21 protein-coding genes are annotated in these 16542 nt (G+C 72.3%); 9 read left to right on the top strand and 12 right to left on the bottom strand.

Annotation, left to right across the window (positions count from 1 at the left end):
• The first annotated feature begins 192 nt into the window (after positions 1–192).
• Complete coding sequence (locus ACGF3H_RS29450) at positions 193–816, top strand: hypothetical protein (protein WP_362498795.1); 624 nt, start codon at positions 193–195, stop codon at positions 814–816.
• Between the two features lie 109 nt (positions 817–925).
• Here the strand turns inward: ACGF3H_RS29450 and ACGF3H_RS29445 are convergent, their stop codons facing one another.
• Complete coding sequence (locus ACGF3H_RS29445) at positions 926–1183, bottom strand: helix-turn-helix transcriptional regulator (RefSeq protein WP_362498793.1); 258 nt, start codon at positions 1181–1183, stop codon at positions 926–928.
• Positions 1183–1668, bottom strand: coding sequence for a DUF2975 domain-containing protein (locus ACGF3H_RS29440; RefSeq protein WP_362498790.1), 486 nt, complete (start codon positions 1666–1668; stop codon positions 1183–1185). Before ACGF3H_RS29440 ends, ACGF3H_RS29445 begins: the two co-directional genes overlap by 1 nt.
• 342 nt (positions 1669–2010) lie before the next feature.
• Between ACGF3H_RS29440 and ACGF3H_RS29435 the strand changes: the two genes are divergently transcribed.
• Both ACGF3H_RS29435 and ACGF3H_RS29430 read left to right on the top strand, forming a co-directional pair.
• Entirely contained in the window at positions 2011–2853 is an 843-nt protein-coding gene (locus ACGF3H_RS29435; RefSeq protein ID WP_362498788.1) for a hypothetical protein, read from the top strand.
• Positions 2854–2979: 126 nt separating this feature from the next.
• The gene (locus tag ACGF3H_RS29430; RefSeq protein WP_362498785.1) at positions 2980–3288 is read left to right on the top strand and encodes a hypothetical protein; all 309 of its coding nucleotides are present in this window, start codon (positions 2980–2982) and stop codon (positions 3286–3288) included.
• Between the two features lie 39 nt (positions 3289–3327).
• Here ACGF3H_RS29430 and ACGF3H_RS29425 read toward each other — a convergent pair whose 3' ends face one another.
• The 3 genes from ACGF3H_RS29425 to ACGF3H_RS29415 all read right to left on the bottom strand — a co-directional run bounded on the left by ACGF3H_RS29425 (position 3328) and on the right by ACGF3H_RS29415 (position 5521).
• The gene (locus ACGF3H_RS29425; protein WP_362498783.1) at positions 3328–4437 is read right to left on the bottom strand and encodes a LuxR C-terminal-related transcriptional regulator; all 1110 of its coding nucleotides are present in this window, start codon (positions 4435–4437) and stop codon (positions 3328–3330) included.
• Between the two features lie 10 nt (positions 4438–4447).
• Entirely contained in the window at positions 4448–4891 is a 444-nt protein-coding gene (locus ACGF3H_RS29420) for an ester cyclase (protein ID WP_362498780.1), read from the bottom strand.
• Positions 4892–4954: 63 nt separating this feature from the next.
• Positions 4955–5521 carry a TetR/AcrR family transcriptional regulator gene (locus ACGF3H_RS29415; RefSeq protein ID WP_362498777.1) on the bottom strand — a complete coding sequence of 189 codons (567 nt, stop codon included), beginning with the start codon at positions 5519–5521 and terminating at the stop codon, positions 4955–4957.
• A gap of 151 nt (positions 5522–5672) precedes the next feature.
• Between ACGF3H_RS29415 and ACGF3H_RS29410 the strand changes: the two genes are divergently transcribed.
• Entirely contained in the window at positions 5673–7151 is a 1479-nt protein-coding gene (locus ACGF3H_RS29410) for an MFS transporter (protein WP_362498775.1), read from the top strand.
• Positions 7152–7386: 235 nt separating this feature from the next.
• Here the strand turns inward: ACGF3H_RS29410 and ACGF3H_RS29405 are convergent, their stop codons facing one another.
• From ACGF3H_RS29405 to ACGF3H_RS29380, 6 genes are all read right to left on the bottom strand, one after another.
• The gene (locus ACGF3H_RS29405) at positions 7387–8685 is read right to left on the bottom strand and encodes a YeeE/YedE family protein (protein WP_362498774.1); all 1299 of its coding nucleotides are present in this window, start codon (positions 8683–8685) and stop codon (positions 7387–7389) included.
• Positions 8686–9017: 332 nt separating this feature from the next.
• Positions 9018–9434 carry a glycosyl hydrolase gene (locus tag ACGF3H_RS29400; RefSeq protein WP_362498773.1) on the bottom strand — a complete coding sequence of 139 codons (417 nt, stop codon included), beginning with the start codon at positions 9432–9434 and terminating at the stop codon, positions 9018–9020.
• Between the two features lie 162 nt (positions 9435–9596).
• Positions 9597–9983 (bottom strand): SRPBCC family protein, encoded by a 387-nt coding sequence (locus tag ACGF3H_RS29395; protein WP_362498770.1) that lies wholly within the window; start codon positions 9981–9983, stop codon positions 9597–9599.
• 22 nt (positions 9984–10005) lie between these two features.
• Positions 10006–10269 (bottom strand): DNA-binding protein, encoded by a 264-nt coding sequence (locus ACGF3H_RS29390; RefSeq protein ID WP_362498768.1) that lies wholly within the window; start codon positions 10267–10269, stop codon positions 10006–10008.
• Between the two features lie 91 nt (positions 10270–10360).
• Positions 10361–10705, bottom strand: coding sequence for a hypothetical protein (locus ACGF3H_RS29385; RefSeq protein ID WP_393816557.1), 345 nt, complete (start codon positions 10703–10705; stop codon positions 10361–10363).
• Positions 10706–10856: 151 nt separating this feature from the next.
• Complete coding sequence (locus ACGF3H_RS29380; RefSeq protein ID WP_362498762.1) at positions 10857–11582, bottom strand: MarR family transcriptional regulator; 726 nt, start codon at positions 11580–11582, stop codon at positions 10857–10859.
• A 224-nt stretch (positions 11583–11806) separates the two neighbouring features.
• Between ACGF3H_RS29380 and ACGF3H_RS29375 the strand changes: the two genes are divergently transcribed.
• From ACGF3H_RS29375 to ACGF3H_RS29355, 5 genes are all read left to right on the top strand, one after another.
• The gene (locus tag ACGF3H_RS29375) at positions 11807–12478 is read left to right on the top strand and encodes a DUF4097 family beta strand repeat-containing protein (RefSeq protein ID WP_362498760.1); all 672 of its coding nucleotides are present in this window, start codon (positions 11807–11809) and stop codon (positions 12476–12478) included.
• Positions 12479–12548: 70 nt separating this feature from the next.
• On the top strand, positions 12549–13679 hold the full coding sequence (locus ACGF3H_RS29370) for a serine hydrolase domain-containing protein (protein ID WP_362498757.1): 1131 nt from the start codon (positions 12549–12551) through the stop codon (positions 13677–13679).
• A 172-nt stretch (positions 13680–13851) separates the two neighbouring features.
• On the top strand, positions 13852–14688 hold the full coding sequence (locus tag ACGF3H_RS29365) for a helix-turn-helix domain-containing protein (RefSeq protein WP_362498754.1): 837 nt from the start codon (positions 13852–13854) through the stop codon (positions 14686–14688).
• Positions 14689–14770: 82 nt separating this feature from the next.
• Positions 14771–15241, top strand: coding sequence for a cupin domain-containing protein (locus ACGF3H_RS29360; protein WP_362498750.1), 471 nt, complete (start codon positions 14771–14773; stop codon positions 15239–15241).
• Positions 15238–15957 (top strand): SGNH/GDSL hydrolase family protein, encoded by a 720-nt coding sequence (locus ACGF3H_RS29355; protein WP_362498747.1) that lies wholly within the window; start codon positions 15238–15240, stop codon positions 15955–15957. The genes ACGF3H_RS29360 and ACGF3H_RS29355 overlap by 4 nt, the downstream gene beginning before the upstream one ends.
• A 34-nt stretch (positions 15958–15991) precedes the next feature.
• Here ACGF3H_RS29355 and ACGF3H_RS29350 read toward each other — a convergent pair whose 3' ends face one another.
• Positions 15992–16285 (bottom strand): hypothetical protein, encoded by a 294-nt coding sequence (locus ACGF3H_RS29350; protein WP_362498744.1) that lies wholly within the window; start codon positions 16283–16285, stop codon positions 15992–15994.
• Positions 16286–16542: the final 257 nt, after the last annotated feature.

Below are 16542 nucleotides of genomic sequence, written 5' to 3'. Positions count from 1 at the left end.
TGTCCCAGGCACCCCATGTACCTGCACGTCAGACGGGCTGGGACGGTTCCACCGTGCCCGACCGGCCGTCGGCTGTTGCGTCCGGCCGCCGCGAGCGCCGATGCTCTTGGTGCCGCGCCGGCCAGGCCCGCGCCGGCCGGCGGACCTCGCCGCGGCATCCACGTCCACGCACTCATCCACGGGGGGACATCCATGTCCATGCGCATCCGCACGAGCGCTCTCACCGCGCTCACCGTCGCCGCCCTCGCGGCGGGCACCGCCCTCACCGCGCCCGCCGCCGGCGCCGCGCCGAAGACGGCCGTGCCCAGGTTCCTGTCGGCGTCCCAGCTGCCGCCGCACCCGACGTCGTCCTGGACCGCCGGGCCGGTCACCGACGGCTTCCCGGAGCAACTCGGCCTCTGCGTGAGCACCGAGGGCGTGCCCTCCTACGCCTACCGGTACCGGGAGTTCCGCACCGACCTGGACACCGGCGCCGTGCAGTTGACCGTCGTCACGGGCACAGCCGCCCAGGCCGACGCCCTGGCGAAGCACTACGACGACCTGATCCGCACCTGCGCCGACCGCATCGAGGAGTCCTCGCCCGACGTCGAGGCCGAGGGCCGGGACTACGGCAAGCTGCCGGTCGAGGAGGGCGCCCGCGTCCGCGGCCTGCACACCGGGACGTCCTGGGGCGCCACCGACATCGCCCTGCTGTCGGTCGGCCGGGACGGCAGGACCGTCACCGTCGTGCAGTGGGGGCAGATGGGCGACTTCGGGGACGCGCCCGTGGCCGCCTTCAAGAAGACCACGACCACGGCCGTCGGCAAGCTGTACTGACCGGGCCGCCACCGGAAAAAGGGACCGGGGCCGCCCTCCCGTCACGGGGGTCGGGAGGGCGGCCCCCTGCTCCGCGCAACGCCCTCGGCGCCGGCCTCACGGGCCCGCCTCAGCGAACCGCTTCCGCCGGCCGTGCTCCTGCCGCTGCCTCCTCTTGGCCGTCCTCGGCCTCCCAGCGCAGCAGGTCGCCCGGCTGGCACTCGAGCACCTCGCAGAGCGCGGCGAGGGTCGCGAAGCGCACCGCCTTGGCACGGCCGTTCTTGAGGACTGCCAGGTTGGTGGGCGTGATCCCGACGCGCTCCGCGAGCTCGCCCACGGACATCTTGCGTCTGGCCAGCATCACGTCGATGTCCACCACGATCGGCATCAGATCACCTCGGCCAGCTCGGCCTGCAGCTGTGCCGCTTCGACGTCGCGCGCGACGGCCTGGGCGAGCAGCATCCGCAGCACCTGCACGATCAGCGCGACGCCGAGGACGGCCACGCCGATCCCGCCCATGATGACGGTCACGCCCGGATCGTCCCGCTGGCCCGGCGCGTTGAGGGCGGTGACCGTGAACCACAGAAGGGCAGCCGCCACGATCGCACCGGTCATCCCGTCCACGTACCGGAAGGCGGCGCGGGAGAACACGGTTCCGCGTCGCACCATCGTCACCAGCCGCCATACGCAGACCAGGGCGACCTGGGCCGACACCATCCCCAGGATCGTGATCACCCGCAGCGGGGTGAGCGGGAGGTTCCCGGTCTCCGGGTCGGCGATCAGCGCCCACACCATCGACACCTGGACGAAGACGGTGCCGGCGAGCACCACGACGAGCACGGCGCGCAGCACACTCACGGTCAGCTTTCTCACGACCCACCCCTTTCATCAACGTTTCACGACGAAAACCTATCGAGTATCGATAGATCGAGCAAGTGGGGGACGACGCGGGGGACGACGCGGGCTCCCGCAGCCGGTGGCGGTTACGGAGCCCCGGCGCCGGGCCCGGCACGCCGCCCTGCTCCCGGCCGCGGGACCGCTGGGCACAACACTCGCGAAATGACCGTCATGCGCGGCTCGCTCTGGCAGAGTCGGCGCATGTTCGAGGGAAGCGCAGCGCCGGCTGCCCCCTGTGCCCAGTGACCCGGGAAATGCCATGAGCGATGCGCGAGGCGGCTCCGGCCGGAACGCGGACCGGCGACCCGTCCCGCCCGCATGACGGCCGGCGAGCAGCGCGCCGAAGGCGCGGGACCGTTCACCTCCCGCCTCACCTGGCACCTTCCCGGTGGCGGTACCGCCGTGTGGGAGTCACGGCTCGCCCGGCGGCGCGGAATCCTCACCGTCCACCCGCCCGGCGCACCCGCCGGCCGGCACAGCCGCGCCGACGAGACCGCGCTCCACCGCCTGCGCAGCCTCAACGCCACCGCCGCGATCGCCTTCATCGTGGGCGGGGCCCTCTTCGCGATCGGCGCCGGCGTCGCCCAGCTCGGCTCCGGCGACGCCACCACCTGCGCCTCGGTCTACTTCGCCGGCGGCCTCTTCTTCAACACCGGCGGCTACGTCTCACTGCTCCAGGTCGTCAACGCCCCACGCCACGTCCCCGGCGGCGAAGGCCGGCTCGTCACCCGCGCCTGGCGCTGGTGGAGCTACGAGCCGGCTCGAGTGGACTGGCTGAGCGCCTTCGTCCTGTTCACCGGCACCCTGGTGTTCGCCGTCGACCTGCTGGACTCCTTCCTCCAGGGCCTCAGCGTCCGGCAGACCAACCGGCTGATCTGGGCCCCGGACGTGATCGGCTGCGTCCTCTTCCTGATCTCCGGCCACCTCGCACTCGCCGAGATCTGCCACGGCCGCCCCTGCGTCCGCCGTCGCAGCCTCGGCTGGTGGATCGTCGCCGTCAACCAGCTCGGCTCCGTGCTCTTCATGGCCTCGGCCCTCGCCGCCTACACCCGCCCCGCCACCGGCAGCCTCCTCAACGCCGACGTCGCCAACTGGGCCACCCTCGGCGGCGCCTCCTGCTTCTCCCTCGGCGGCCTGCTCCAGCTGTACGAACGCCCGTGAACGGGCTGCGCGGTGGTGCCGGCGCGGCGGTCCGGCGGTGACTGTCCGAAGGGAGCGGTTGACCTCAAGTCGGGTCGAGCTTCTAGGTTCGAGGGCGACGACGCGGATGCATCGAGAGGAACGGCCGTGAGGACACTGGTGCTGGGAAGGACGCCTGCGAGACTGGCGGAGGTGCTGGCCACGCTGCGGGCGGACGGTTTCGAGGCGGAGGGGGCGAGTACCGACGAGGGGGCGCGGGAGCTGCTGCGGAGCGAGGAGTTCGGAGTGCTGATCGTGGGCGGGGGCGTGGAGCCGGATGCCCGCGCAGCGATCAAGGAGTTCGCGGCGGAGCACGGAGTGCGGCGAGTGATCGACGGAGCGCTCACGGCACCGTTCGACGCGTACGTGCGGCGGGAGTTCGAGCCATTGATCCGGCAGGCCGCCTCCGAGGCCTGACCGCCGGCGAGTGCCAGGGCTTCGGGCCGGCCGGCGGGATCACTCCGGGGGGCGGCTGCCTGCGAGCAGCGTGGCGACCAGTTCCCGCCGGCTGCGGACACCGAACTTGTCGAAGATCGCTGTGAGGTGTTCCTGCACCGTGTTCCCCGAGATGAACAGCTCGGTGACGATCTCGCGGGTGGAGCGGCCCTTGAGGATGAGGGCGGCCACGCGCAGCTGGGCCTCGGTGAGACCGTATGCGCTCAGCAGCAGGGAACCGAGTTCGGCCGGTGGGACGGCCTGGATGACGATGCCGATGCGGGGGCCGGCCGGGTCCTGCAGCCGGCTGGCGTGGAGGGAGAGCCATCGTCCGGAGCGGCCGCGCAGCCGGACGGCGGCCGGGGGCGGGCAGGCCACGGGATCTGCCCGCTCGGCGAGGACCAGCCGTGCGGCGGCAGCGTGAAGGGCCACGGGCAGTGTCCCGGAGCCGGGCCACCGGTGGCCGGGGAGGTCGGCGAGCCACTGCTCGGCCTCGGGATTGACGGACACCAGGGCGAGGCTGTCGTCGAGTACCACGATCCCGGGCGGCGGGCTCTGGGCGGACGGGAGGGGCGGCTGGGCGGGGAAGGCGCCGCCGGTGACCGCGCGGCGCAGCCCGCCCGCAAGGTGCGGGGCCAGGCGGCGGACCAGTGCCAGTTCGTCGGCGGAGAATCCGGCGGGGGAGTCCTCACGGTGCAGGCACAGCACACCCCAGCAGCGATGCTCGGTCACCAGCGCGGCGCGGAGTTCGTCGCCGAGGCCGAGGGGAGCCATCACCTCGCGGTAGCGGGCGCTGCTCACACGCTCACCTCCGGTGGCCAGGTCGAGGGAGGACACCGCGGGCGCGGTCTCGGCCAGCGCGGCGAACTTGTTCACGTCCTGCCGTCCGAACTCGTTCTCCAGGAACAGCGGGGTCGCCGCGGCGAGCGGCTCCTCGGCCACTGCGGAGGTGAACAGCAGCGTCGCCGGGTCGACGGTGGCGAAGAAGGCCGCGTCCACCGGCATGATCGTCCGCAACCGGTCCAGGAAGCCGGTGCGCAGCGCGTCCGCGTCCAGACCGGCTCGGCACAGGGTCTGGATGCCCGACATCCGGCGCTCCAGACGCGCTGCCGCGGCCGTCGCTCCCGCCATGCCTCAGACATTACGCCTGCGCGGGGACGAGCCCCAGTTGGCGCATAACGCCGAGTTCGTCGAGCCGGCACCACTGCTCGGCGATGCGTCCGTCCCGGATGCGGAAGATGTTGATCCCGTGCAGGCTCACGGTCCGGTGCCCGGCCGGGGCGGGTGCGCCGAGCAGTTCTCCGCCTTGCGTGCCGGAGGCGGTGAAGCGCTCGACGACGAGGTCGCCCTCGGCGATCATCTGGTGCGGCTCGCTGTGCCAGTCGGGGAAGGCCGAGCGGAACAGCGCCCCGGCCGAACGCATGCCCTCACGGTCGCCGGGCGCGCCGAAGGGCGGGTCGTGGTTGACGAAGTCCTCGGTGAGGTAGTCGTCGACGGCGCCGAGGTCGCCTTTGGTGAACAGCGCGTCGATGAACCCGCGCACGATGTCTTTGTTGCCGGTGAGGGTGGTTTCCAAGGTGTCCATGACTTCAGTCTCGGACGGTGCGGTGCCTCCGGGTACCCCAGAAAGCTGGGGTTCCGGCCGAGGTCACAGCAACCGGTCGACCAGCCCGTCGATGTAGTCCGGGTCGAGCGGGACCATGCCGAACAGGACGCGGATGTACATCGGGGCCAGGATGTGGTCCAGCACGTCGAACGCGTCGGGTGCGGTCTCGCCCCGGTCGCGGGCACGGTCGAGCATGGACTGCAGTTGGCGGGTGCGCTCGGCGCGGAGGCGGTCACCGGCCTGCATGCCCTGCTGTCCGCTGCCCGACAGGGCGACGGCCAGGTGCAGCACCGCCGGACCGTCCGGCCCGGTGATCTCACGGGCCACTTGGGCCGCGTACGTGCGCAGGTCGCCGGCGAGGCTCCCGGTGTCGGGCATCGGCGACTGCGCGTTGAGCCGGGTGAGCGCCACGTCGGTGAGCAGGGTCTCCATGCCGCCCCACCGGCGGTAGATGCTGCTGTCGGCCACGCCTGCGCGGGCGGCGACGTCGCCGACGGTGAAGTTGCCGTAGCCGCGCTCGCTGATCAGGCCGGTGACGGCCTGGTGCACCTGCGCGCCGACGCGGGCACTGCGCCCGCCGGGCCGTCGGGCCGGCTGTCGCTCATTCATGCCCCCACCTTAACGCAGCCAGCACTTGCGTTTGCGAGGTGACCCTCTTTATAGTCGCCTAACGCAGTCGACGGCTGCTTTAGTGCGCTCGGGTGACCGGCCACCCGTGTCGGCCGTGACCGGGCGCAACCGACGATCGAGGGGGAATCCCATGGCTGCATCGCATGCGGCTGCAGGCAGTCGAACGAACCGGGCCGTACTGCTCGCGGTGACCTGCCTGGGCCAGTTCATGGTCCTGCTCGACAACACGATCGTCGGAGCGGCGCTGCCCGACATGCAGCACCGGCTGCACACCCGGCTGACCGGCCTGCAGTGGATCGTCGACGCGTACGTCCTGCTGGTCGCCATGCTGCTGCTGTCCGGCGGTGTCTTCGCCGACCGGTTCGGCCGCAAGCGGGTGTACCTGACCGGCGTGGCGGTGTTCACCGCCGCGTCGCTGCTGTGCGCCCTCGCGCCCTCGGTCGGCTGGCTGCTCGCCGGCCGGGTGCTGCAGGGCATCGGGGCCGCGGCGCTGAGCCCCGCCTCGCTCGCCCTGCTCGCCGCCGCGTGTCCCGTGCCGCAGGAACGGATCAAGGCGATCGGGCTGTGGGCCGGATTCAGCGGAATCGGCCTGGCCGCGGGCCCCGTGGCCGGCGGCGTGCTGACGGAAGCCTTCGGCTGGCCCGCCATCTTCCTGGTCAACCTGCCCATCGGCGTGGTCCTGCTGCTGGCCGGCCTGCGCCACCTCGGCGAGTCCCGCAACCCGAGCGCCCCCGCGATCGACGTCCCGGGCACGGCGCTGTCCGTGCCGGCGGTGGGGGTGCTGACCTACGGGCTGATCGAGGGCGGTACCCGCGGCTGGACCTCACCGCTCATCCTGGGAAGCTTCACCGCAGCGGCGGTCCTCCTCGCCGCCTTCGTCGCCGTCGAGGCCCGTCGCCCCGCTCCGATGCTGCCGCTGGGACTGTTCCGGCAGCGGCTGTTCACCGTGTCCAACACCGCCATGACCGTGGTGGGGTTCGCGCTCATGGGCTCGTCGTTCTTCTTCTCCCAGTTCTTCGTGTACGTCCAGGGCAGCTCGATCCTGCGCGCCGGCCTGCAGACCCTGCCGGTGTCCCTCGCCATGGTGATCGTCAGCCCGTACGCGGGCCGGCTCGCCGCCCGGTACGGCTTCCGGATCGTGGTCACCACCGGCCTGGCCCTGGCCGGCCTGGGACTGCTGGCGCTCGGCACGGTGCACGCCGACACCGGCTACGGGAACGTGTGGTGGCGGCTGGCGCTCGCCGGCACCGGCTTCGCCCTCGCCATGGCCCCCCTGACAGGTGCCGCCGTCCAGGCGGTCGGCCCGCAGGAAGGCGGCCTCGCCTCGGGCATCAGCAGCACCACCCGGCAGATCGGTGCGGTGCTCGGTGTCGCGGTCCTCGGAGCCGTCGTCACCCGGCAGTCCGGCGGCGCCTCCTTCGGGACCGGCCTGGAGGCCGGCCTCGACCGTGCCTTCCTCGCCGCCGGCGCCGTCACCCTGGCCACGGCCGTGTTCACCGGCCTGTGGCTGACGAGGTCCGAGCCGGCGGAAAGCTCCGCGGCGCCGCGGCATCCCTCCGGCCCGGGTGCGGTCACCGCCTCGGGCGAGGCATCCGTGAGCAGTCGTTGACGCCACCGCGCCGGATGCCGCCGCATCCGCGTCCGCCCGTGGCCACCGCCCCCCGCCGACCGTACGTACCGCGTACAAAAGCCGCACGGAAGCCACACGTGAAGGGCCCGGCCTGTGCGGCACGGAAGCCGCACAGGCCTGGGTCCTTCACGCTGGAGCCCCCGGGGCACCGAGGCCCCGGCCCGCGTGGTGGAGAGGGATCGGGGCCTCGGCCGGGGGAGGCCCCGGCCCGGCCTCAGCAGACGCCGTCGCCCGGCTTGGGGTTGCCCAGGCCGAACAGGGGCCGCAGCCTGAGACCCACCCAGGTGCCGGCCAGCGCGGAGATGCCCCACAGCCAGCCGCTGAGGCTGCCCGACGCGATGCCCGCCAGGTAGGCGCCGATGTTGCAGCCGCCGGCCAGCCGGGCGCCGATGCCCATCAGCACGCCGCCGAGCACCGCCGCGAGCGCCGTGCGCCAGGGGATGCCCCGGTGCAGCGCCCAGGTGCCGCCGAGCGCGGCGGCGACGGCCGCGCCGATCATGATGCCGACGTCGGTGAGGCTGGTCTTGTCGGCGAGCACCGGACCGGCCAGCATCTCGGCGTTGCCGGGCTGCTGCCACCAGGTCCAGTTCTCCGGGTGGCCGCCCAGCACGCCCACCAGCTCCGAGCCCCACAGGCTGAAGGCGCTGGTGACACCCCAGACGCCGCCGGACACCAGCAGGACGCCCGCACCGAGCACGGCCAGCGCCAGGGCGCCGACGGCCAGGGGCCAGGAGCCGCGGACGGCCCGGACGGCGGCCCGGCGCGCCGAGGGGACGGCGCCCAGCGGCGGCGGGTTCCGGCGGGCCTGGACACGCCGGCTGACCAGCACCACCAGGAGCAGCGCGGCGATGGTCACGCCCCAGGAGCCGAACCAGCCGATGTGCTCGGACAGCACGACGGGCTTCCAGGCGGGGAGGTCCTTCCACAGGTCGAACTGCCAGGCGGCCAGCGTGGCGCCGGCGACGAAGCCGCCGAGGGTCAGCACGATCGACGTCTGTCCCGAGCCGACCGCGAAGAGGGTGCCCGAGGCGCAGGCGCCGCCGAGCTGCATGCCGATCGCGAACAGCGCCGAACCGGCGAAGAGGCCGACGCCGATGGGCCCGGCGGACGGCGCGGGCTGGGAGCCGAACAGCCCGGTCTGCGTGCCGATGAGCAGCGCGAACAGGGTGGCCGTGGTGCCCAGGAGCAGGGCGTGTGCCCGCAGCCCGCTCCCGTTGCCGACGGCGATCAGCTGCCGCCAGGCGGAGGTGAAGCCGAACCGGGAGTGGAAGAGGGCGACGCCCAGGCCGAGGCCGAGCAGGAGCAGCACGCCCGGCTTGGCGCCGTGCGCGGACCACACGTACGCGGTGAGGGCGGCCGCGAGCAGCCCGGATACGACGAGCGGCGTCCGCCGCACCGGGGGCAGGGGCGGCGCCTTCGGACGGTCGGAGGAGGTGGGGGAGGGGGCGAACAGCGGGGTGGTCGCGCGCGGCGGCGCGGCCGGGGTCGACCCGGCAGGGGGTGCGGTGGTCACGGACGGAATCTCCGGGGTGGTGTGCACGGGGACGGCGGACGTTCGCGGGCCGGCGGTGCGGGGGCACGGTCGGCCCAAGGGCTCAGCGGGGACAGAGGCCGTCGTCGACGCACCACGCCGAGCACGCGAAGAGCGCGAGGCACAGGAGCGGAGCCGATGCATACATGTGTACGAATATACGGAAGGGGATGCTCCGGATGCCAAGCCGTCTTGCCATGCGGATGCCGGCCGGCGCGCGACCCGCGCCGGCCGGCGCACACCGAGGCCCCGACGTCACCGCCGCGGAACCTCGCACCGTGACCGGGCCGGGCCGGCCACGGTGCGACAGCGGCTCAGTACCAAGCGGTGCAGGTGATGGCCGTGTTGTAACCGGAGTCGCCGCAGGCACGCATCAGCTTGCCGTTGCTGTCGCGCCACGCCTCGGTCCAGACGCTGCCTCCGCTGCTGATCTCCCTCCAGCCGAGCTGGGGCTCCCAGGTCCGGCCGCCGTCGCTGCTGCGGTCCACCCAGACGTGCATGCCCGGCGCGCCGCCGACGATGCGCCCCCAGGCGCAGGTGCTGTTCCCCGAGCCGTTCACCCGCAGCTCGATGCCCTGCCCCCGGCCGCCGAACGCGGTCCGCACGGTCCGGCCGTTGTCGTTGTTGCAGCCGTCGGCGGCACTGGCCGTCGGGGCTCCGGCCAGGGTCAGCAGGCCGGAGAGCAGTGCCGCGGCGGAGAGCGCTGCCGCCGCCTTCCTCGTGGTACGCATCGTTCGTTCCCCCTTGTTCACGGCGCGAGGCCGTCATGGTCGGTGTTCGTAGTGTGCGCACTCGGGGAACGGGCTCCCACCTCGGACACCACAGGTTGACCACGGGAAACACCAGGTGCTACGACCAGGGTGCGGCGGCCGTCACCGTCCGCGTGAGCAGGTTCAGGGCCGGACCGCACGCCTGAGAGCGAGTCGTGCCAGCGGGGCGTAGCCGGCCAGGACGGGCAGCGGGCCGTACATGGTGAGGCCGGTGGAGCTGCCCAGCGGATCGGGCCGTACGGCGTGGTGGAGGCGCAGCCGAACCGGCCCCAGGCGAACCCGCCACACCCATGTCCGAAGCTGGTGATCGACGCTTTCGACGACGAAGGGAATCCGCAGACCCGCGAACGATTCGACCGTCCCCTCGAGCGCCGGGGTGATGTACAGGGCGTCGGTGTGAACGGCCCTGATCTGCGGGGACCAGGACGCCCACCGGTCCACGCGCACATAGCGTTCCCAGACGGTGGCGGGCGCCGCCGGACCGGCGGCCTCGAGCGTCAGGCGTGCCATGAACCGCTGCGGTGCGGGGTGCTCATCCGACCTCGCCCCGCAGATACTCGGTGAGCGCCTTGCCGGGCCGGAAGGACGCCGCGCCGTCCTCCTGCGCCAGGCTGCCGAAGCTGCCCAGGGTGACCGTCCCCTTGGACTTCAGTGCTTCGGCGATCGTTCCGGCGTGCTCGACGGTGCCGAAAAGGGCGTCGAAGACGCGGGTGACGTCCTCGCTGCCCAGTTCTCCCCCGTCCGGGGCCTGCGCGATCCGGCGCGCCGTCAAGTCGAGGAGCTCCGTCTTGTCCATCGGCGCATCCGCCCATCGTGTCGGTGTGGTCCTGCCGCAGTCCGTCCACCATCACCGCGTTTCGGCCCAGCCGCATCCGTAGGGCCCCCCGTCAGAGGCCCGGCATCCTGGTCCACCACCAGCCGGACGCCGTCAACTCGGTGAGGTGGGGGTCCGGCAGGGTCCGGCGCTCGATCTCCGCGTCGATGCGTGTGACCAGCCGGCCCAAGTCCCGTCGGGCTCCGGGAGGAAGGTGCCGCATCGCCCACTCGAGATCGTCACGGGCGTCTCCCAGTCCCGGCGACTCGAACGCGGTGGCGTCCAGGTAGCGTCCGGGCTGCTCGAAGGCCCACTCGGCGAGGGAGAGCGCATCGGCGACCGCGTTGGGCCACATCCACTGATCCTCGACCCGGCGGATCGCCGCACGGGTCCGCGCGGAGACACCGCGCACTCTCACGACCGGATACTGCCGTCGTGGCCGCCACCGCTGTGCACGGACGGCCCTGGGCCGCCTACGCGGCATCGCCCTTTCGGATCGGCATGCGGCCATCCTGCCACGGCCGGACGCCCGCGGGCAGGCGCGTGATCCCCGCTGTCGTCGGAGCCGGTCACCGAGAGGCCGTTCCGGGTTTCGTGTGGAGGATCTCGCGGGCCTGGTCCGCGGCGCGGGTGATGCTCTCGGAGACGAAGTCGACGAAGCGGGCGATGTTCTCCAGGCGGGCGGCGGCCGGGGTGTCGGGGCCGAGGATGCCGACGCCCTGCCGGGCGACCTCGCCGAGGTGGGCGGTGGCGCGGGCGCTGGCCATCATGGACTGATACATGACGTCGTCGTCGACGACGTAGCGCTCGCGGCGGCGTTCGTCGCGTTCCCGGCGGATGAGGCCCTGGCTTTCGAGGAACGCGACCGCCTTGGAGACGGACGCCGGGCTGATCCGGAGGCTCTCGGCGAGTTCGGAGGCGGTGAGGCTGCCGGCGTCGGTGGTGTAGAGGCCGGCCAGCACCCGGGCCGTCATCCTGGGCAGGCCCGACTGCATGAAGACGGTGGTGAACATCTCCGCGTACTCGCGTACGGCTTCGGCGTCGCGTCCGTGGGCCTGCGAGGGCGTACGGGGGGCCCGGGGGGCGGCCTTTCTGCGGCGGTGGGCGCGGTGTTCGGTGGCGCGGTGGGCAAGGTCGGCGCGGTAGGCGGTGGGGCCGCCGTTGCGCATCACCTCCCTCGTGACCGTCGAGGTCGGGCGATCGAGGCGCCTGGCGATCTCCGCGTAGGCGAGCCCGTCGGCCAGCCCCAGCGCGATCTGCTGGCGTTCCTGCTGGGTGAGTCTGCCTCCCGGCATCGCGGTCTCCTCCAGTGGTCCGTGAGGCCCCCAAGATAGCGTTCACTCTCCATCCATTGCAACGAACCAGGCGAGGATCGTTGCGTTAGATTTCCACGTCGTTGCAATGAATTCCCCCCAACTACCTGCGAAAACAACGGACTCACGCAACGAGTCGATTGCCACTTCATGAAAGGCAACGTAGCTTTTCTTCCATCGGAAACAACGAGCCGAAGGAGAGCACGATGCAGAAGTTCGACACCCCCGCCCCGGTGACCGCCGTCCTCGACATCCCCGCCGGCCGCGTCCGGTTCATCGCCGCGGACCGGACCGACACCGCCGTCGAGGTCCTCCCCGCGGACGCCTCCAAGAGCCGCGACGTGAAGGCGGCGCAGCAGACCGAGGTCGCCTACGGCGACGGCGTCCTGCGGATCGAGGCACCGGAGGCGAAGAACGAGATCCTCGGCTCGTCCGGATCCATCGAGGTGACCGTCCAGCTGCCCGCCGGCTCCCGCGTCGAGGCGAAGACGTCCCTCGCCGAGTTCCGCGGCGTCGGACGGCTCGGTGACGTCTCCTTCGAGAGCGCCCAGGGCACGGTCAAGCTCGACGAGACCGCCGGCGCCCGCCTCGCCCTCCAGTCCGGTGACGTCTCGGTCGGCCGCCTGGGCGGCCCCGCGCAGATCAGCACCCGAAAGGGCGACCTCCGCATCACCGAGGCCGTGCGCGGCACGGTCACCCTGCGCACCGAGTCCGGCGACATCTCGGTCGGCGCCGCACGCGGAGTCTCCGCCTCCCTGGACGCCGGCACCTCCTACGGCCGGATCCACAACGCGCTCGGCAACACCGCCGGTACCGACGCCGCCCTGACCATCCACGCCACCACCGCCTACGGCGACATCAGCGCCCGCAGCCTGTAAGAGGGGCACCCCGCGCCGGTCCCGCCGCTCGGCCGCATCCCGCACTCGATTTCCGAAGGAGCACACCACCATGTCCACCACCCCCGCCGACCACAACCGCCCGGAACTGCAGAAAGCCATCGAGGAGATGGTCGAGTCAGGCTTCACCGGCGTGACGATGCGCGTGCACGACGAGCGGGGCGAGTGGAGCGGCAGCGCCGGCGTGCGCAAGCTGGGCGAGGCCGCGAAGCCGCCGGTGAACGGGCACGTCCGGATAGGCAGCAACACCAAGACCTTCACCGCGACCGTGGTGCTGCAACTGGTGGCCGAGGGCACGGTCGGCCTGGACACCCCGGTGGCCGACCACCTGACCGGGTTCGGGCTGGACCCGAGGATCACCGTGCGGATGCTGCTGCAGCACACCAGCGGGGTGTTCAACTTCACCGGCGAGTACTACGACGACGGGACGTTCGCGCCGGGGATCCCCGCCACGACCGCAGGGCGGGAGTGGGTGGACAACCGGTTCAGGACCTACCGGCCGGAAGAGCTGGTACGGCTGGCCCTGTCCAAGCCGGCACGCTTCGAGCCGGGAACGGACTGGAGCTACTCCAACACCAACTACGTGCTGGCCAGACTGCTGATCGAGAAGGTCACCGGCCGCTCGCTCGCCGAGGAGATGCAGCGGCTGATCCTGGGACCGCTCGGACTGGCGGACACCGTGGTGCCGGACACCGACCCGGAGATCCCCGAACCGCACCCCCACGCCTACTACCGCTACGAGGACGCCGGCCGGCCGGAGACGGTCGACGTCACCCGCCAGAACCCCTCGTGGATCTCCACCGGTGGAGACATGATCTCCACCACCCAGGACCTCCACACGTTCATCTCCGCGCTGATGGGCGGCAAGCTCCTGCCGGCCCCGCTGCTGGCCGAGATGTGCAAGCCGCACCCCAAGGCCGGCTACGGCCTGGGCGTGTTCGTGCAGCAGGCGGGCGAGGACGGCGGCACCGTCATCACCCACAACGGCGGCATGGCGGGCCACGCGGCACTGATGTACAGCACGCCCGACGGCAGCAAGACCCTGACCGCCGCGCTGAACTATGTCGACGACACGGCGATGTCCATGGCAGCGGCATTCCAGAAGGCGACGCAAACACTCGTCAAGGAGGTCTTCGGCAGCGGGCACACCGAGACGGCCGACGCGACCGCGCCGGCTCAGTAGGGGAGTGGAGCGGCGTGCGGCCGCACAGGCCGACCCGGCCCGCTCACCCGGCCGGCCACCCGGCAACACCCGGCCCGGGCCCGCCCTTCGGGGCGGGCCCGGTGGTGCGACACCGTCCTCGCGAGGCAGAGGCCCGCGATGTCGGGGCCGGGCGGCTCGTACACTGACGAAAATGGAGGACCACACGGCCACCGGGATCGGTGGGCGTCCGGCGCCCGCCCTGCGGCAGTACGTCGACTCGTATGTCGGCTTCGACCTCCGCGGGCTCCCGACGGGGGTGCACTGCGGCCCGCCGAGCCGCGCGCTCACCGCGGTGATCAGTCTGTCAGATCCCTTGCACATGGCGGCGGGTGTCGACGACGGGTCACCGGTCACCCGATTCGGCAGCGTGGCCGGCGGTCTGATGCGCCGGTCCGTCGCGATCCACCACGACGGACGCCAGCAGGGTGTTCAGGTATCGCTGACACCGCTCGGGGCCCGGGCCGTCTACGGCATGCCGTCCGCCGAGCTCGCCGATCGGCTGGTCCCACTCGACGAGCTTCTCGGAGCGCTTGCCGCCGAGCTGGTCGACCGGCTCCGATCAGCGACAACATGGGGGGCGCGGTTCAACGCGCTGGACGAACTGCTCCTCCGAGCGGTCGGCCGTGGCGCCTGCGGCGACCATGTGCGCCGGGTGCGCCCCGAGGTGGCCGAGGCATGGCGCCGCCTCGTCGCCGCGCGGGGCTGCGTCCAGGTCGGTGCGGTCGCCGCGGAACTCGGCTGGAGCCGCCGGTACCTCACCGAGCGGTTTCGCGGTGAGGTGGGCCTGTCGCCGAAGACCTTCGCGCGAGTCCTGCGCTTCGAGCACGCGCACGAACTGGCGGCGGCGCGGGACCCGCTCCCGTGGGGCGACGTGGCAGCCCTCTCCGGCTATGCCGACCAGGCCCATCTCGTGCGGGACTGGCGCGAGTTCACCGGCCGGTCGCCGACGGCCTGGCGTCGCGGCGAAGTCCTCCTCGCAGCCGGGTAGCCGCCGACCGTCCGCCCCTCGCGCCGGCTTCTCTTCCCTTTTCTTCAAGACCGCCCGATCGCCGTCGTGGACGATCGTCGGCATGAGACTCGGCAACCACGAAGGCAGTCCCATGGACCTGCGGACCACCCCCGTGCACCTCGGGCTGGGATCGAGAGCGGCACCCGTCGAGGGTTTCACCTGGGACCCGGAGGTGCTCCGGGCCTACAGCGCCGCGGTCGCGGCAGACGGCGCAGAGGGCCGGATGGTGATGATCTTCGACGGCGACGGGCCCGGCGACCACGAGGAGCGCCACCCCGCAGGCGACGAACTGGTCGTGTGCCTCAGCGGGTCCGTGACGGTCACTCGCGACGTGGACGGGGTGCCCGACCACGTCCTGCTCGGGCCGGGCGAGGCCACCATCAACCCGGCCGGAGTGTGGCACGTGGTCGACATGGAGGGGCCGACGTCCATCCTGGCCATCACTGCGGGCCTCGGCACCGATCACCGTCCTCGGACCGGCACCCGCCCGACCGAACGCGTCGGCACGCCCGGCCCGGAGCAAGCGCCGTGACGACACGTATCGCGTGCCTCGGCGACAGCCTCACCCGCGCTCAGTTCAGCGCCGACTACCTGGACCTCCTCGGACGACGCCACACCCCCGGCGACGTGCAACTCGCCCGTTTCGGTGCCAACGGCGACTTCGCCCACAACCTCCTGCAGGGCCTCGACGCCGTCGTCACCGACCCACCCGATGTGATCACCGTGCTGATCGGGACCAACGACGCCCGAGCGAGCCTTGCCGGCTACCCCGTCGAGCAGGCCATGAGGCGCAAACGGCTCCCCGACCGCCCGTCGGCCGGCTGGTTCCAGCAGTGCCTGGGAGCCGTCGTCGCCCGGCTGCGCGCGGAGACCGACGCGATGATCGGTCTGCTGTCGATACCGGTGCTCGGCCAACAGCTCGACGGAGCAGCGGCACAGGTATCGTTGGCGTACAGCCGGATGATCGCCGAGGTCGCCGCCACCAGCGAGACGGCCTACCTTCCGCTCCACGAACGCCAGATGGAGGAACTGCGCCGGGCGGACCCGCCGCCGATCCCCTACCGGGAGGTGACGCCCGCGGCGGCCGTCGGCGTCCTCGTCCAGCGCGCGGTGCTGCGCCGCAGCCTCGACTCGATCTCGCGGCGGCGAGGTCTCGTGCTCACGACCGACCACATCCACCAGAACAGCCGCGGCGCCGGCCTGATCGCTGAGGTCATCGACGCCGGTCTGCTGACCCGGAGCGCGTAGCCGGTACCGGCGCCCGGCCAGTCGGTCGCGGAGTTCACGGGCGCCGCCGTCCCGTGCGGTGGGTGAGGAGGAGGACCGTCACCGTGAGGGCCTGGACGCCGAGGATCATGACCTGGACCTTCGGCTCCTCCACGGCGAGCAGGATCATCGTCGTGTTGACCGCGAAGTGCACCGCGATCGAGGCGGCGATGCCGGCGCGCCCGTAGGCGGCGGTGACCAGCATGGCCATCGGGATGTTGCTGGCTGCGAACAGGACGCCGCTCGGGGTGGCGAGGCCCAGGTCGTGCTGGACGGCGCCGTCGACGAAGACCAGCGGGAGGTGCCGCACGGCCCAGGTGACGCCGAGGACCAGGCAGACCCGGAAGGTGCCCAGCTTCTCGCGCAGCCTCGGGCAGGCGCGGGCAGCCCGCCTGCCGGCGGAGGCCGGACGCTAGGACGGGGCGGCGGCCCTGTCCGACTCGTCGTCGAGCCCGGCTCCCTCGATGACGGCGTCGAGCAGTCCCGGGTAGCGGATGTCGAGGTCCTCGCGGCGTAGGGACAGCAGGTTCTCCCGGCCGGAGGGCCGCGCTGCCTGAGACCTCCTCG

This window comes from Streptomyces sp. NPDC048185 (assembly GCF_043202495.1).
GTDB lineage: Bacteria > Actinomycetota > Actinomycetes > Streptomycetales > Streptomycetaceae > Streptomyces.
This window is presented reverse-complemented; position numbering and strand designations above follow the sequence as displayed.

Excerpts from the sequence above, each read along its gene's own strand:
- ACGF3H_RS29380 (WP_362498762.1), bottom strand. The coding sequence starts at position 11,582 with ATGCCGGGAGGCAGACTCACCCAGCAGGAACGCCAGCAGATCGCGCTG.
- ACGF3H_RS29445 (WP_362498793.1), bottom strand. The coding sequence starts at position 1,183 with ATGCCGATCGTGGTGGACATCGACGTGATGCTGGCCAGACGCAAGATG.
- ACGF3H_RS29400 (WP_362498773.1), bottom strand. The coding sequence starts at position 9,434 with ATGCGTACCACGAGGAAGGCGGCGGCAGCGCTCTCCGCCGCGGCACTG.
- ACGF3H_RS29415 (WP_362498777.1), bottom strand. The coding sequence starts at position 5,521 with ATGAATGAGCGACAGCCGGCCCGACGGCCCGGCGGGCGCAGTGCCCGC.
- ACGF3H_RS29450 (WP_362498795.1), top strand. The coding sequence starts at position 193 with ATGTCCATGCGCATCCGCACGAGCGCTCTCACCGCGCTCACCGTCGCC.
- ACGF3H_RS29395 (WP_362498770.1), bottom strand. The coding sequence starts at position 9,983 with ATGGCACGCCTGACGCTCGAGGCCGCCGGTCCGGCGGCGCCCGCCACC.
- ACGF3H_RS29435 (WP_362498788.1), top strand. The coding sequence starts at position 2,011 with ATGACGGCCGGCGAGCAGCGCGCCGAAGGCGCGGGACCGTTCACCTCC.
- ACGF3H_RS29370 (WP_362498757.1), top strand. The coding sequence starts at position 12,549 with ATGTCCACCACCCCCGCCGACCACAACCGCCCGGAACTGCAGAAAGCC.
- ACGF3H_RS29365 (WP_362498754.1), top strand. The coding sequence starts at position 13,852 with ATGGAGGACCACACGGCCACCGGGATCGGTGGGCGTCCGGCGCCCGCC.
- ACGF3H_RS29375 (WP_362498760.1), top strand. The coding sequence starts at position 11,807 with ATGCAGAAGTTCGACACCCCCGCCCCGGTGACCGCCGTCCTCGACATC.
- ACGF3H_RS29390 (WP_362498768.1), bottom strand. The coding sequence starts at position 10,269 with ATGGACAAGACGGAGCTCCTCGACTTGACGGCGCGCCGGATCGCGCAG.
- ACGF3H_RS29425 (WP_362498783.1), bottom strand. The coding sequence starts at position 4,437 with ATGGCGGGAGCGACGGCCGCGGCAGCGCGTCTGGAGCGCCGGATGTCG.
- ACGF3H_RS29360 (WP_362498750.1), top strand. The coding sequence starts at position 14,771 with ATGAGACTCGGCAACCACGAAGGCAGTCCCATGGACCTGCGGACCACC.
- ACGF3H_RS29420 (WP_362498780.1), bottom strand. The coding sequence starts at position 4,891 with ATGGACACCTTGGAAACCACCCTCACCGGCAACAAAGACATCGTGCGC.
- ACGF3H_RS29410 (WP_362498775.1), top strand. The coding sequence starts at position 5,673 with ATGGCTGCATCGCATGCGGCTGCAGGCAGTCGAACGAACCGGGCCGTA.